The sequence below is a fragment of the Acinetobacter sp. 789_lipA genome (assembly GCF_058242845.1).
In genome coordinates this window covers 149,572-164,790 of sequence record NZ_JBZAYS010000001.1, presented here as the reverse complement: position 1 = coordinate 164,790, position 15,219 = coordinate 149,572, and the positions used below count along the sequence as shown (strand labels likewise).

The 15,219-nt window shown below is 40.8% G+C and carries 11 protein-coding genes; 3 read left to right on the top strand and 8 right to left on the bottom strand.

Features of this window, described 5'->3' with window-relative positions:
• Window positions 1-11: 11 nt before the first annotated feature.
• The 8 genes from AC4CUZ_RS00730 to AC4CUZ_RS00695 all read right to left on the bottom strand — a co-directional run bounded on the left by AC4CUZ_RS00730 (window position 12) and on the right by AC4CUZ_RS00695 (window position 11,326).
• Window positions 12-602 (bottom strand): tetratricopeptide repeat protein, encoded by a 591-nt coding sequence (locus AC4CUZ_RS00730; RefSeq protein WP_004692440.1) that lies wholly within the window; start codon window positions 600-602, stop codon window positions 12-14.
• On the bottom strand, window positions 599-1,192 hold the full coding sequence (metW, locus tag AC4CUZ_RS00725) for a methionine biosynthesis protein MetW (protein WP_004692438.1): 594 nt from the start codon (window positions 1,190-1,192) through the stop codon (window positions 599-601). The genes AC4CUZ_RS00730 and metW overlap by 4 nt, the downstream gene beginning before the upstream one ends.
• Window positions 1,192-2,349 (bottom strand): homoserine O-succinyltransferase MetX, encoded by a 1,158-nt coding sequence (gene metX / locus AC4CUZ_RS00720; RefSeq protein ID WP_490747147.1) that lies wholly within the window; start codon window positions 2,347-2,349, stop codon window positions 1,192-1,194. The genes metW and metX overlap by 1 nt, the downstream gene beginning before the upstream one ends.
• A 101-nt stretch (window positions 2,350-2,450) precedes the next feature.
• Window positions 2,451-4,148, bottom strand: coding sequence for a 2-isopropylmalate synthase (gene leuA / locus AC4CUZ_RS00715; RefSeq protein WP_010325887.1), 1,698 nt, complete (start codon window positions 4,146-4,148; stop codon window positions 2,451-2,453).
• Window positions 4,149-4,506: 358 nt separating this feature from the next.
• On the bottom strand, window positions 4,507-5,613 hold the full coding sequence (locus tag AC4CUZ_RS00710; RefSeq protein ID WP_279743387.1) for an alpha-hydroxy acid oxidase: 1,107 nt from the start codon (window positions 5,611-5,613) through the stop codon (window positions 4,507-4,509).
• A gap of 49 nt (window positions 5,614-5,662) precedes the next feature.
• Window positions 5,663-6,346, bottom strand: a complete 684-nt coding sequence (locus AC4CUZ_RS00705; protein ID WP_490747146.1) for a Fe2+-dependent dioxygenase — start codon at window positions 6,344-6,346, stop codon at window positions 5,663-5,665.
• Window positions 6,347-6,462: 116 nt separating this feature from the next.
• Entirely contained in the window at window positions 6,463-8,742 is a 2,280-nt protein-coding gene (locus AC4CUZ_RS00700) for a TonB-dependent receptor (RefSeq protein ID WP_490747145.1), read from the bottom strand.
• Window positions 8,743-9,082: 340 nt separating this feature from the next.
• The gene (locus AC4CUZ_RS00695) at window positions 9,083-11,326 is read right to left on the bottom strand and encodes a TonB-dependent receptor domain-containing protein (RefSeq protein WP_490747144.1); all 2,244 of its coding nucleotides are present in this window, start codon (window positions 11,324-11,326) and stop codon (window positions 9,083-9,085) included.
• 272 nt (window positions 11,327-11,598) lie between these two features.
• Between AC4CUZ_RS00695 and tig the strand changes: the two genes are divergently transcribed.
• The 3 genes from tig (at window position 11,599) to clpX (ending at window position 15,067) form a co-directional block, all read left to right on the top strand.
• Entirely contained in the window at window positions 11,599-12,930 is a 1,332-nt protein-coding gene (gene tig, locus AC4CUZ_RS00690) for a trigger factor (protein ID WP_004979052.1), read from the top strand.
• A 192-nt stretch (window positions 12,931-13,122) separates the two neighbouring features.
• A complete protein-coding gene (gene clpP, locus AC4CUZ_RS00685; RefSeq protein ID WP_005400817.1) occupies window positions 13,123-13,728 on the top strand; it encodes an ATP-dependent Clp endopeptidase proteolytic subunit ClpP in 606 nt (201 codons plus the stop codon).
• 28 nt (window positions 13,729-13,756) lie between these two features.
• Window positions 13,757-15,067: an ATP-dependent protease ATP-binding subunit ClpX gene (gene clpX, locus AC4CUZ_RS00680; RefSeq protein WP_010325894.1), complete on the top strand. Its 1,311-nt coding sequence runs from the start codon at window positions 13,757-13,759 to the stop codon at window positions 15,065-15,067.
• Window positions 15,068-15,219 lie beyond the last annotated feature (152 nt).

Here is a 15,219-nt window from a genome sequence, read left to right as displayed (position 1 = left end):
GAAATAAAAGCTTATTGAGCTTGAATCCACTTGTCTGCACGGTCACGTGCTTGACGAATTTGATCTTGTGTTAAGTTTGCCGCTAAGGCTGTTTTCTTGCCTTCAGAAAGCGTAATCACTTTATTGTCGAGCATGCCATCACGGGTTGAAAGCTCATACCATTGATAAGCACCCATGTAGTTTTTCTTTTGCTCTTCCATCATCGCCAAGTTAAAGCTTGCGCGGTTATCACCACGGCTGGCTGCTTTTTCAAAGTATTGACGTGCTAAAGATTCATCTTTTTTGGTGCCTAGGCCATCTGCAAGCATACGACCAACATTTAGCTGAGCAGCCGAAAGACCTTGATCTGCAGCGGCTTTGTACCAAGCAAAGGCCTGTCGTTCATCTGCAGAGATATCTTTACCTTGTTGATACTTGGTTGCAAGATAGAACTGCGCAGCAGGCTGACCTGCTTTTGCCGCTTTAATTAAGCTATTGATATCCATAACAGAATACTGTGCAGCTTGACTCGCAACAGACGTGGTTGGGGAAACATAATCTGCATGAGCTTGAATGCTCAAAAGTCCAACCAGTAGTGTCGTGCTTAAGAATAGTTTTTTCATAGAGCGCTCACTCGATAAATTGCGACTTCACCAAACAAATTCGGGAGACGTTTACTGAGTAAACTATCTTGTTGATCCCCATTTACAGCGAGTCGATTAATAATTCTGATGTTATTTTCCGCACAAAGTGCTTCAAAATCACGGAAAGTACATAAGTGGATATTGGGTGTGTTATACCACATGTACGGCAAAACTTCAGAAACGGGCATCATTCCTTTCAGTGCCAAGAAAGAACGGGTCTTCCAATGGGCAAAGTTAGGAAAAGTAATGATCGCCTGTTTCCCTACGCGCACCATATCACGTAATAAAACATCTGGTGCATCTACCGCTTGCAAGGCTTGTGCCATAACGACATAGTCAAAAGACTGGTCTGCAAAGCGGCTTAAACCCAAGTTTAAGTCTTGTTGGATAATATTTAACCCGCGACCGACTGCAATTGCAATCTTTTCTTGATCAATTTCCAGTCCATATGCGCGAATATTGTGCTTTTTGCTCATATGAGCCAGTAATTCACCGTCACCACAACCTAAATCGAGTACGCTAGAATCAGGTTTGATCCATTTTTCTGCCAGTTGATGATCAATACGCATTACACAGCCTCCTGGGTTGCTTGAAGGTGTTCAGAACCACCCAAAAATGCACGTAATGCTTTTACATACAAAGGAATCGGGAACAGGAACGAGTCATGGCCTTGTTCAGCGTCGATATCTAAATAGCTCACTGGTTTGTGGTTGGTGATCAACGCATCCACAATTTCTTGTGAACGTTGCGGGGTAAAACGCCAGTCGGTGGTAAAGGACACCACAAGGAACTGACATTTGGTCTGTGACATGGCTTTAACTAAAGACTGTTCATACTCACGCGAAGGATCAAAATAATCCAAAGCTTTGGTCATAATCAGATAAGTGTTGGCGTCAAAGTTACGGCTAAATTGCTCACCTTGATAGCGCAAATAGCTTTCGACTTGGAATTCGACATCGAAACCATACATAAATTTGCCTGACTTTAAGTCGCGGCCAAACTTTTGTTTCATGGCTTCTTCAGATAGATAGGTAATATGACCGACCATACGTGCCAAAATTAGGCCACGTTTTGGATAGCTATCATTTTCAAGATAGCGACCATCATGGAAGTCTGGATCAGACAAAATTGACTGTCGTGCGACTTCGTTAAAGGCAATATTCTGAGCAGACAGTTTCGGCGCACTGGCAATAATCACGCATTTTTGCAAACGATCAGGATAATCAACCGACCATTGCAAGGCTTGCATACCACCCAGCGAACCACCAATCACCGCACTCCAGACTTGAATACCCAGATGATCGGATAAAATAGCTTGGGTTTTAACCCAGTCACGGACGGTGACTAAAGGAAAGTCAGGACCATAAGGACGGTTGTCATTTTCAGGGTTTGGCGAAGTTGGACCCGTAGAACCATTACAACCGCCAATATTGTTCAGTGCAAGCACGAAAAATTTCGAGGTATCAATCGCTTTACCTGGGCCAATACAAGCATCCCACCAACCTGGTTTTTTATCATCGGCATGATGATAACCCGCGGCGTGATGATGTCCTGATAGCGCATGGCAAATTAAAATCGCATTGGATTTATCTGCATTGAGCTCACCATAGGTTTCAACCATCAGTTCATAACGAGGGAGAATACGACCGCATTCGAGCTCTAAGGGCTCTTCAAAAGTAAACTTTTGTGGACTAACGATACCCACGGAGTCAGCAGGAAAAGACACAGGAATAATTCGCCTTAAATCTTTGGGGTTAATAAACAAAAGGATACCACTTGAGGGTATCCTTCTAAAGTCATTTTAGTGCTAATTATTATTGCTAATACTTATACCGCAGCAGCAATCACTTGATCTGTGCTTAACACACCTTGATCAATTAAGCGGTTGGTACACGCAATAATAGCTTCAATCGATGAGGTCACAATGTTGTCGTGAATACCCGCACCGAAGGCTGATTTACCAGTTCCTTTGACTTGTAATTCAACCAAAGCCAAGGCTTTAGCATTTGCCCCAGAGCTAATACCGCGCTCTTCGTAGCTCAAGACGTCAATTGGTAACTGTAAAGCATCCAACATTGCAGAGATTGGACCATTGCCTTCGCCACGTAATTGCTGCGTTTCACCATTCACTTCAACTTCAAGCTCAACCACTTGTTTGCCGTTGTTGTCATACAAACGGTAGTTTTTAGTCGAGTAATGCGTATCTTTGGTGTCTACATAAGTTTCTTTGAACAATTTCCAAATTTCTTGTGCTGTAATTTCAGTGCCTTCTTCATCGGTACGTTTTTGTACGGTTTGAGAGAATTCAATTTGGATACGACGTGGCAATACCACGTTGTAATTTGCTTCTAACAAGTAAGCAATACCGCCTTTACCTGACTGTGAGTTGACGCGAATCACAGCATCATAGTCGCGGCCCAAGTCTTTCGGGTCGATTGGTAAGTATGGCATATCCCAAATTTCTTCGTTCTTTTGGAACTCGAAACCTTTTTTAATGGCATCTTGATGCGAACCAGAAAATGCGGTGAAGACCAAGTCGCCTGCATAAGGGTGACGAGGGTGAACAGGCAAACCTGTACATTCTTCTACCGTTGCAATGATTTCATTGATATTTGAAAAATCTAAGTTTGGCGCAACACCTTGAGAGTACATATTCAAAGCAATTGCAGCGACGTCGACGTTACCAGTACGTTCGCCATTACCAAACACACAACCTTCGACACGGTCTGCACCGGCCATAATCGCCAATTCTGATGCAGCAATCCCACAGCCACGGTCGTTGTGACAGTGCACAGAAATAATCACGCCATCACGACGAGCAATGTTGCGGTGCATCCATTCGACTTGGTCTGCATAAACATTCGGTGTCGAAACTTCAACCGTAGCCGGTAAGTTTAAAATCACTTTATTGCTTGGCGATGCTTCCCAAATTTCGGTAACTGCATCACACACGTCTTTTGCAACTTCTAATTCGGTTGCAGAGAAACACTCTGGGCTGTACTGGAACACCCATTCCGTTTCCGGATATTGCGCTGCATATTCTTTAACTTTGCTGGCTGCATTGACTGCTAATTGCTTCGCACCTGCAACATCGACATTTAAGACTTTTTGGCGGAAAGTTGGAGCATTTGAATTATAAATATGTACGATGGCACGTTTTGCGCCCGCTAAAGACTCAAAGGTACGCTGGATCAAATGATCACGTGCTTGAACTAAAACTTCGATATACACATCATCTGGAATGTGATTTTCTTCGATTAATTTACGGGTAAAGTCAAAGTCAATTTGAGATGCTGAAGGGAAACCGATTTCAATATTCTTGAATCCAATTTTCACCAACATTTGGAACATTTTAAATTTTTGTTCCATGTCCATCGGTTCAAAAATTGCTTGGTTACCATCACGCAGGTCAGTACTCATCCAAATAGGCGCTTTTGTAATTTCGTTGTTTGGCCATTGACGGTCTGGCAAGTCAACACGTTGATACATGCGACGATATTTTTTACTTGGATCAGCCAACATCATGAGGTAACTCCTTACATAGTACGGGTTGCATTTGAGTGGGTAATAAAAAGCAACCTACTACTGAATATAGATTGTGTCTATGGTCTCTATTTACAAGGGAGTCTTCAGGGTGTTTTTAAACGTAAATATTTGATACGACTTAGATTTACCGTGAGTAACCTTGTAACGTTATATTTAAGAGTTTAATCCAGTTCAGTCGAAAAGATTTTTCTTTTTTTATGGCTTTTAGTCGTATCTGAAAAAATATTTCCCTTTAATTTGATATTTAGGGGAAATATTTCCGTGTATTTTTGAGATGTGTTTGATCTTTTTCTTCATTTTACGAATTTGATTCATTTCATTCGCTTTGTTGAAGAGGTTATGAGAACTCTATGACCATATCTGGCTGTATATCTGCAAGTGTTGCAGTGCCCATCAACGCCATGGTGATCTCAAATTCTTCTTTTAAGATTTTAAGCACATGGGCAACGCCTAAGGCACCCGCAGTGGCAAGACCATAAATACATGGTCGTCCAACTAAAACCGCGGAAGCACCTAAAGCAATCGCCTTAAATACATCTGAGCCGCGACGCACACCGCCATCATATAAAAGAGGGAAGTCATTTGGCACAGTTTTCTTGATGAGTTGCAAGGCTTTTAGTGGAGGAGTACAGGTATCTAAAACACGACCGCCGTGGTTAGACACAATTAAGCCTTGCACGCCCTGTTGAATGGCCAGTTGGGCATCGAGTGGACTGACGATGCCTTTTAACAGAATGGATAAATCAGTCTGTTGAACCATCCATGCGATGTCGTCCCACGTCGGAGCAATTTTCATTAGCCCATTAAACACGGGATGATCGCCTTCTTGCAGTTCAGGCAGTGGAATATGGGCAGGAGTGTGCGGATGCTGCATGTTTTCAGGGAGGTGAAAGAAAGCACGACGTTCACGATCACGGATGCCTGTATGTGGTGAGTCCACAGTGATCACAATGGCTGTGAAGTTTTGTGCCTCAGCGAGCTTAAGCAAAGCCAGAGATTTATCACGGTCACCTTGCCAATACAGTTGGAACCATTTGAAGGGATTCTCTGGTTTGAATGTGCGCATATCGGTATTGGTAAAGGTACTCAAAATCATATTACTGCCGAGTACTTCTGCTGCCAGTGCAGTTGCAGCTTCTGCTTCAGGATGAAACTGCTGTTGATGACCAATCGGTGCCACAAAAATAGGATGTGGAAAGCTTTGTCCTAAGATTTCACAGCTTGTATTGCCTTGAGTGAGATCTCTTAACATGCGTGGTATCAAGTGCAGGTTTTGGAACTGAGCGAGGTTATTTCGAACACTGATTTCATCCATAGCACCACCTTGCAAATAGTGCCAGACCATCTCAGGCAGATGCTTTTCTGCCTCAATTTCATAGTCTGCAATCGTTTGCAATGAGGCAGGAATTTGGGTGAGTGGTGGCAAAACAGTTTTTGATGTCATGGAACGGTCCAGTTGCTACAGTAGTTAACGTTGAGCTGGGATTATTGTTTTACAGTTCAGCCCATTTGCGCATCAGGTTATGATACAGACTGGTGAGCTTGACCACTTCTTGATGTTGATCACCGAGTTGTACACGTAGGTTCTGAATGGTTTGATCAAGATTAAATAAGATATGGCGGTCAGCATCATCTCGAATCATACTTTGAGCCCAAAAGAACGAAGCGACACGGCAGCCTGAGGTCACTGGTGTTACCTCATGCACGCTAGTAGATGGATATAAAATCATATCACCCGCAGGTAATTTCACTTCATGATAACCATAGGTGTCTTCTACCACCAAATCGCCACCTTCATATTCGTCAGGTTCGCTTAGAAAAACAGTGCAGGATACATCGGTACGAATCCGATCTTTGCTTCCGGCTACCCAGCGAATGGCATTGTCTACATGGAAGCCAAAAGTTTCGCCTTGTTCATAGCGGTTAAAATATGGCGGCAAAATATCTAAAGGTAGGGCAGCGGATATAAAGAGTGGATGTTGTCCAAGTGCTTCTAAGATGATACTACCTAGGTGTTGAGTGAGAGGGTGATCTTCGGGGAGTTGTTGATTTTGTTTTACATTTTTTGAGAGTGATCCTGTGGTTTTTTTACCATCAATCCACTCGACTTTTGCCATTTCACAGCGAAAGTATTGTACCTGTTCTTTGCTTAATACATTGGGAATATGATGGATCACAACACGACCTGCTGAAAATGAAAGATCTATTTAGTCTTTAAGCATATATAAAAATAGCCTCAATGAGAGGCTATTTTTATCAAATCTCAGGATGAAGAGAGATTTTAGTTATAAACTTAGTATTTGAAGTTTAGAGACAGTACTGCGCTACGACCTTCAGCTTCAGTTGCATAGTGAGATGAATATGCTTTAGTGAAGTAGCGTGTATCAGCCAAGTTGTTGACATTTAACTGTAGATCAACATTTTTGTTGACGTTGTAACGCGCCATAGCATCGTAGCGAACGTAGCCTGATACCCATTTGGTATTTGCGGCATTGCCATAGACTTTGTTCATCGCAATTGCGCCAGCACCTAAAGTCAACTGTGGCATGACTTGATAAGTGGTCCAAAGTGTTGCAGAGTTTTTAGCAACGTTTTGAACTTGCTTGCCGTCATTTAAACCAGTGCCATCATCAACTAATTCGCTGTCTAAATAAGTATATCCAGCAGATAATGCCCATTTATCCGTAATGTTACCATTTACACCTAATTCAAAACCATCGACACGTGTTTCACCAATATTTTTGGTTGTACCGTCATCAGCTGTTGCACGAGTATTGGTTTTTTCAGTACGGAAAATGGCTGCTGTTAAATTAAGTTTTTCATTCAAGACATCCCATTTAGTCCCCAGTTCCATAGTGCGGACTTCTTCAGGTTTTAAGTTCTGAATAGCTGCTGTAATCCCTTCGGAACCATCACCACCATCCACACCGACTGGATTTGATGAGGTTGCATAACTTGCATAGATTGAACCATTTTCGACAGGTTTATAAACTAAACCAGCTTGATAGTTTACAAAGTCTGAATCGTTTTTAAGGTTAACAACGGTTCCTTCCGAATAGGTTGAGTTATAGCGACCTGCAATCATGGTTTGTTCTGCTGAGTAGTCATCCCAACGTAAGCCTAAATCCAAGATCCACTGTGGGTGTAATTCAATGCTATCGAGGAAATATACAGAAGTGTTTTTATTCTGAATGTTATAGCGGTCAGCGCCTTCAGTACTGATGCTGCCTGTCCATGGACCACGATTAGGATTCTGAACCGAGGTGCACCAACCAGAGCTCACATTTTCAGACTTGCTACAATCCGAGTAGGCACTTCCCGTAGTATTTTCGCCATTGATAATATATTGGGTACGGTCTGTTTCTTGGTCTGAGTACTCAGTACCTAGGTTAAAGCTGTGCTTTAAGCTACCTGTATTAAATTTACCTGTTAAAGCCAATTGGTCTGTAAAGGTATCAGTATCAGCTACACGTGAGTTTGCACGCGCCCAAACATTGCCTACTAATTGATTAGTGAATTCAGGTTTATTGTAAAAGTTACCTTGTGAATCATCCGGATTCGTCCAAAGATAGTCATTTTTAGATTTGTTGTATACAGCGGTATTGCTAAGGGTTAAATTATCAGTCAGATCATGCTCAAGCTTGATCGTTCCTGATTGATTTTCCTGTTTTTGGAAATCGCGATCTTTCCAGCCGTAATACATACCTTGTTTAACATCGATAGGCTTACCATTGCCATTTAATGGTCGGTAATCAATTGCTCCAGTTCTTGGAGCACCAAATGGGTTGTTGTATGGAATGCCTGAATCAGGGGTATCATCAGTTTTGAGGTAGTAGTAGCTTAAAGTTGCACGCGTGTCGCTGTCTAGACCAAAAGTAATACTTGGGGCAATACCCGCACGTGCATATTCAGCACCATCGGATTGACCTGCTTTTTCATTATGGTGACCCATTACGGCAACACGAGCAGCAATACCATTACCAAAATCTTTGTTACCGTCTAAAGTAATACGTTGGTAATCATCCGTTCCTGCACCCACAGAACCTTCTAAAAAGTCACCTTTTTTTGCAACTTTAGAAATCATGTTGATGCTACCACCAGTTGTACCTGCACCGCCCATAGCAGATGCAGAACCTTTAGTAATTTCAACTTGCTCAATCGCAAACATTTCACGGTTTTGAGAAGTAGAGTTACGTACACCGTCTACATACATTGAACTTTCAGAGTTATAACCACGGATAAATGGACGGTCACCATTTGGGTTACCACCTTCACCTGCACCAAGTGTGATCCCAGGTACTGTGCGTAAAGCATCGCTTAAAGTTGTAACTTGAGTGTCTTCAATCAACTGTTTAGAAATAACAGATACTGACTTTGGTGTGTCGAGTAGGGGAGCAACGAACTTGCTGTTTGCAGATTTGTCTACTTTCAAACTTTGTTCTGCTGCCGCTTCCGTGTGAATTGTTTCTAATTGCGCGATTTGATCTTGCGCAACAGCATTGACTGCAACCACAGAGAGTGTTGAAGCGATTGCTGAAGAAACCAGCTTTTTACGTGTTTTGATAAAGGCCATAACGGATCTAGTTCTAGCGCTGCAAATTAGTATGCGAATAATAATGATTCTTATTTTTTGTTGCATAATTATTACATTGGAATTGTCGATGCTTAGATATATTTGTGTAGAAAAAATAAATGTAATAATGTAATGAATTTAATATAAGTTTTTGATTCTTATTTAAATTGGAAAATTAGATTATATTTTTATAATGTTATTGGAATTTAGAATCCATTATTTTTAAGCTAAGTTTGAAGGTATTTCCCAAGTGAATATGTATAAATTATGTTGGATCTATATTAGCTATGTACGAAGAAAACCCTGCCGGAGCAGGGTTTTCCTTTAGATATGACTATTTTTAGAAGTCATATGAAATTGATAACCAATAGTTACGATCTGGAATGTATGTTCCTGCTAAACCACTTGTTGTTTTAGTATATAAAAACGCATTTACAGTTTCACCTTTGGTGTTAGTGAAAGTCTGGTAATCACCAAAGTCTTTATCAAATAAATTATTAATTCTGCCTGATAGCGTAATTTGGTTATTCACCTTATATGATGCACCTAGATTGAATAGCTCATATGCTTTTAATTCATTACCAGTGATTTCAGCCTCACGAATAGTATCCGTATTGGCAGTAGGGTCAGTAAAACGTGTTCGTTTTGACTTATATTCTGCCTCTAACCATGTAGTAAATTGATCATTTACATACCATGTGCTGGTTAAATTAACAGCATGGCGTGGTGTGTTTTCTATAGTCTGTCCTTTGTTTTCTCCTTTCGTGATTTCAGACTCCAGCCACGTATAGTTTGCTTTAACATTAAAGTTTGGTGAAATATCATATTTAGCACTTAGTTCTACACCATAGCTTTCAGCTTCATCAGCATTTCCCTGAAATGAAAAGTTTTCTTGATAAGAGAAGTTGCCGACGGTCATACAATCACTTGCTGGTGTGCTTCCAGTAGGGCGGCTTTCCCATAAGCAATTTTCATATGTTTTTGCGCCAGAGATAATCAGATCTTTAAATTCTGTAAAAAAGGCTGTTGTCGTTAATGAAAAATTGGTCAAATCATCGTAGACAAAACCAATTTCATAATTAGTTGTTTTCTCTGGTTTTAAGTCAGGATTTCCTAATGATACTGACTTCCCTTGAGCAGTAAATCCATTAATTCCATCGTGTAAGTCGTTGGCAGTAGGGACTTTATATCCTGTACTTACACCGCCCTTAAGTGTCCAATTGTCATTTGTATTCCAGACCAAATAGGCTCTTGGCGTAAAATGTCCACCAAAGGCGCTATGGTCTTCATAGCGACCACCAAAAGTGAAAGCTAAAGCATCTGTTAAGTGCCACTCATCTTCTGTAAATACGGACCATGAATCTTGAGTAAAGGTTTGACCATTGCCTGCAGATGTATCAATGGTTTCGCCATCTTTATATTCAACGCCCGCTGTAATTCTGTGGTTTTTGATAGATGTAATAATGCGGGAATCAACTGTTAAATCTGTATTTTCTAATTTGCGGTCAGTTGTACCATCTGAATAATAGTTATATTCAGGAACATTACCTTTAGGTAGGCGTCGGCCTTCTTGTTGAGATTTAACTTGGCTTGCAAAAGTTTTCCATTGACCAAAATTTAAGTCAGCATCAATCCCAGTAGAAATACGATCTCTTAAAAACTTAATTTCATCCTTATAAGAACCAATACCAGTAGGTAAGCCTGTTGTACGACTATAATCGTAATGCTCGCCTAAACGTGCATCACTATTGTCAAAGCGTTGTTCAGAATGATCAAAGTCGACCCAAGTTGCAAAACGGTCATTGATTTTATAGGTCAGTTTTGAGCCTATCGAGTAATTATTTGCTTCTACAGTACGAGGATCGCGACCTTGGCTACCTAAATCAATTGTTTTTTTAGGCGTAACTAAGCGCTCAGAATTATCTCTATGAAAAAAATCACCACGGAGTTGAAGACCTAAAGTATCTTGAATTAACGGTCCATTGACCACCGCACTTGTTTTCCAGCTATTACCAATCTCTGAGTTTTCTTGAAGAGTTTGCTCAAGTGAGACATTACCGCTCCATTCTGAACCGACCTTTTTGGTAATGATATTGATAATGCCGCCCATGGCATCTGAGCCATACAAGGTTGACATTGGGCCACGAATGACTTCAATACGTTCAATCGCTGCTAAAGGTGGCATAAAGCTGGTGGAAAACTCACCAAAGCCATTTGGACCAATTGAGCCAGATGTATTTTGACGTTGTCCATCGATTAGAATGAGTGTATAGGCTTGGTTTAGGCCCCGTATTTGTATATTTAAGCCGCCTGTTTTTCCTTGACCATTTCTCACATCAACGCCTGGGACTTCAGTAAGAGCATCTGCGATGCTTGTAATCCCTTTTTTTTTCAAATCATCAGCCGTAATGACACTAATTGAAGCTGGTGCATTTTTAATATCTTGTTCAAAACCGGCAGCTGAAACCACAATAGTGGAAAGCTGATGGGTAGATGAATCTTCAGTTGTTGTTTCTGCGAAAACAGGAGCGGTGATTGCCCCAAGCAATGCCAATGAAAGAGGGTGTAGATTAAACTTACTCATAACTAGAGTTCCAATGATGGACGAGAAAAAAATTGAAAAAAACGATCAAAGTTGACGCAAATATTAATGGTAATATTTATCATTTGCAACAAAAAGCCATAAAAATATAATACTTTGCGCTTAATCAGTAGCGATTTAAAAATATTCAAAATAAAAAACGATAAATGAAGAAAAAAATATGTGGTTTCAATCGGGTGTTTTGTATATCGTTCAATGTTGTCATATAATGTGGCACTTTTTAAAATTGTTCTTACCAAAAGATTGAGGAAGCCATGCAAGTAACTTCTGAAGCGGTTTCGGGTGTTACCCGTCGTTTAAATGTATCTGTACCGACGAGCCGTGTTAACGAGCAGTTCGAAGCTCGCTTAAAACGCACTGCTAAAACTGTGAAGATCAACGGCTTCCGTCCAGGTAAAGTGCCAGTAAATGTTGTTCGTCGTGAATATGGCGCGGGTATCTACCAAGAAGTCGTAAGCGACATTATTCGTGACACAGTATTTGAAGCGATCCAACAAGAAAAAATCAATGCTGTTGGCATGCCAAACATTGAAAAATCTGAATTAAAAGACGACGCGCTTGTATACGAAGCGACTGTTGAAGTTTATCCAGAAGTTAACGTGAAATTTGATGGTTTAGAAGTTGAACGTAAAGCATCTGAAGTAAACGACAAAGATGTTGATCAAATGATCGAAAACCTTCAGAAGCAACGTGCTTCTTGGGCTGAAACGAAAGGCATGGCTAAAAAAGACATGCAAGTAACTTTCGACTTTGAAGGTTCAGTAGACGGTGAAAAGTTTGAAGGCGGTTCTGCAGAAGACTTTAAACTTGTTTTAGGTTCAGGTCGTATGATCCCTGGCTTCGAAGACGGCATCGTTGGTATGAAGAAAGGCGAAGAGAAAGTTATCGATGTAACTTTCCCTGAAGATTACCAAGCTGAAAACCTTGCTGGTAAATCAGCTCAATTCAAAATCACTGTGAAGCTTGTTGAAAAACAAAAACTTCCAGAAGTTGATGCTGAATTCCTTAAAATCTTTGGTCTAACTGAAGAAGAAGGCATTGAGAAGTTAAAAGCTGACGTTCGTAAAAACATGGAACGTGAAGTGAAAAATGGTTTGCGTAATCAAGTGAAAGGTGCAGCTTTTGATGCACTTGTAGCGGCAAACGAAGTTGAACTTCCTGCGTCTATGGTTGCTCAAGAAGTTGACCGTCAACGTCAACAAATGATCCAACAGTTCACTCAGCAGTTTGGTGCTCAAGGTGCGAAAGCATTTGACTCAAGCATGCTTCCAGATGAATTGTTCAAAGAGCAAGCTGAAAAATCTGTAAAATTAGGCGTACTGGTAAGCAAAGTTTTAGCTGATGCTAAAATTGAAGTAGATCAAGCACGTGTTGATGCTTACATCGAAGACATGGCTTCTTCTTATGAAGATCCAGCTGAAGTGATCGAATACTTCAAAAATGACAAACAACAACGTTCGCAAATCGAAGCTGTTGTGTTAGAAGACCAAGTGGTTGATCACATCTTAGCGTCTGCTAAAGTAACGGATACTGCTGTAAGCTACGAAGACTTATTGAAAGAGCAACAAGCTCGTCAACAAGGCTAAGTTTAGCTAAAGTAAAAAAGGCGCTTTGAGCGCCTTTTTTATTGTGATCTGGGTTTGTAAAAGGCCTTGCGTTCACAAAGCTTATGCAAAAAATATCTGTTATTTACTTGGGAATATTTTGCATTTTCAGCAATTATCCCTCATATTGTGACTATGAGTTGAGTAACAAAAAATTTAGGAATAAGTAAACGTATGTATATTCCAACTATCGATAATGCCTTAGTTCCAATGGTTGTAGAACAGTCATCTCGCGGTGAACGTTCATTTGACATTTATTCACGTCTTTTGCGTGAACGCGTCATTTTTATGACTGGTGAAGTTGAAGATAACATGGCGAATTTGATTGTCGCGCAAATGTTGTTTTTAGAAGCGGAAAATCCAGATAAAGATATTCATCTTTACATTAACTCACCAGGTGGTTCGGTGACTGCTGGTATGGCGATTTACGATACCATGCAATTTATTAAACCAGATGTTGTGACTTACTGTATGGGGCAAGCAGCATCAATGGGTGCTTTCTTGTTGAATTCAGGTGCGAAGGGTAAACGTTATTGCCTTGAAAATGCACGTGTCATGATCCACCAACCGTTAGGCGGTTTCCGTGGTCAGGCATCTGATATTGAAATTCATGCACGTGAAATTCTGTTCATTAAAGAACGTTTAAACCGTTTAATGGCAGAGCACAGTGGTCAAGACTATGAAACTGTGGCACGTGATACTGACCGTGATAACTTTATGACAGCGCAAGCTGCAAAAGAATATGGTCTCGTGGACGAAGTGTTATCTAAACGTCCATAAGTTTTAAAAGTTTAGAATTGGAGTGAATATGTCCGAACATCCTCAAGGACAAAAGCATTGTTCATTTTGCGGTAAAACGCAGTCTGAAGTTGGGAAACTGATTGCAGGCGAGGACGCGTACATCTGTAATGAATGTGTGGACGTATGCTTAGACTTGGTGCAAACCAGTCAACAAGTTGAGTCGGGTGACTGGGCTGCAAAACCATTGCCTAAACCTCACGAGATTCGTGCGGCACTAGATCAATATGTCATTGGTCAAGATGTGGCAAAGAAAACCTTGTCAGTTGCTGTCTACAACCACTATAAACGCCTTAAAGCGACACATGGTGGACATAAACACGATGATGCTGTTGAAATTGCGAAAAGTAATATCTTATTAGTAGGACCAACAGGTTCGGGTAAAACCTTGCTTGCGCAAACCATGGCACGTCTTCTCGATGTTCCTTTTGCTATGGCTGATGCAACGACACTTACCGAAGCAGGCTATGTCGGTGAAGATGTTGAAAACATTGTACAAAAGCTTCTACAAAAAGCAGACTACGATGTAGAAAAAGCGCAAAAAGGTATTATCTATATCGACGAAATCGACAAGATTACCCGTAAGTCTGAAAACCCATCGATCACGCGTGATGTGTCGGGTGAAGGTGTACAACAAGCTTTACTGAAAATGATCGAAGGTACGGTTGCCTCTATCCCACCTCAAGGTGGTCGTAAGCACCCGCAGCAAGAATTCATTCAAATTGATACCTCAAATATCTTGTTCATCTGTGGTGGGGCATTCTCGGGTCTTGAGAAAATCGTGCAACAGCGTCAAGAAAAAGGTGGAATCGGCTTCACGGCTGAAGTGAAGAAGAAAGATGAAGGCAAGAAATTGTCTGATTTGTTCCGTCAAGTTGAAGCGACCGATTTGGTGAAATTTGGTCTGATTCCAGAGTTTATTGGTCGTTTGCCTGTAATTGCGACTTTGGAAGAGTTAGATGAAGAAGCTTTGATGCAAATTCTGACTGAGCCGAAAAATGCATTGACTCGTCAATATCAACATTTGTTTGATATGGAAAACGTTGATCTGGTTTTTGAAGACTCAGCACTGCGCGCTGTGGCGAAAAAAGCCTTAGACCGTAATACGGGTGCACGTGGCTTACGTTCTATTTTGGAAAATACGCTGCTTGAAACCATGTATGATTTACCAAGTCGTACCGATGTTGGCACAGTTGTGGTGAATGAAGACGTGATTAACGGCACGGCTGCACCATTATTTAAGCCAGAACGTTTACCAAGAATCGAACAGAAAGATGCAGCCAAAGTTGATTTAAAAGTGATTAATTCAAAGTCCGCTTAAGTTGTTATTCATCTGAAACGTGTGAAAATCGAGTGTTTTCACACGTTTTTTTATATTCAAAAAAAAGAGGGAATGCTACTCTGCATCAATAGGCTGGGATGCCTAGATTAAAACTAAAAATTCAGTATCAAAATAAAAAATACGTCGTGAGG

Bases quoted from the DNA above. Each gene is read 5' to 3' on its own strand.
- AC4CUZ_RS00730 (WP_004692440.1), bottom strand. From the start codon at position 602: ATGAAAAAACTATTCTTAAGCACGACACTACTGGTTGGACTTTTGAGC.
- metW (WP_004692438.1), bottom strand. From the start codon at position 1,192: ATGCGTATTGATCATCAACTGGCAGAAAAATGGATCAAACCTGATTCT.
- leuA (WP_010325887.1), bottom strand. From the start codon at position 4,148: ATGATGTTGGCTGATCCAAGTAAAAAATATCGTCGCATGTATCAACGT.
- AC4CUZ_RS00710 (WP_279743387.1), bottom strand. From the start codon at position 5,613: ATGACATCAAAAACTGTTTTGCCACCACTCACCCAAATTCCTGCCTCA.
- AC4CUZ_RS00700 (WP_490747145.1), bottom strand. From the start codon at position 8,742: ATGGCCTTTATCAAAACACGTAAAAAGCTGGTTTCTTCAGCAATCGCT.
- AC4CUZ_RS00695 (WP_490747144.1), bottom strand. From the start codon at position 11,326: ATGAGTAAGTTTAATCTACACCCTCTTTCATTGGCATTGCTTGGGGCA.
- tig (WP_004979052.1), top strand. From the start codon at position 11,599: ATGCAAGTAACTTCTGAAGCGGTTTCGGGTGTTACCCGTCGTTTAAAT.
- clpP (WP_005400817.1), top strand. From the start codon at position 13,123: ATGTATATTCCAACTATCGATAATGCCTTAGTTCCAATGGTTGTAGAA.
- clpX (WP_010325894.1), top strand. From the start codon at position 13,757: ATGTCCGAACATCCTCAAGGACAAAAGCATTGTTCATTTTGCGGTAAA.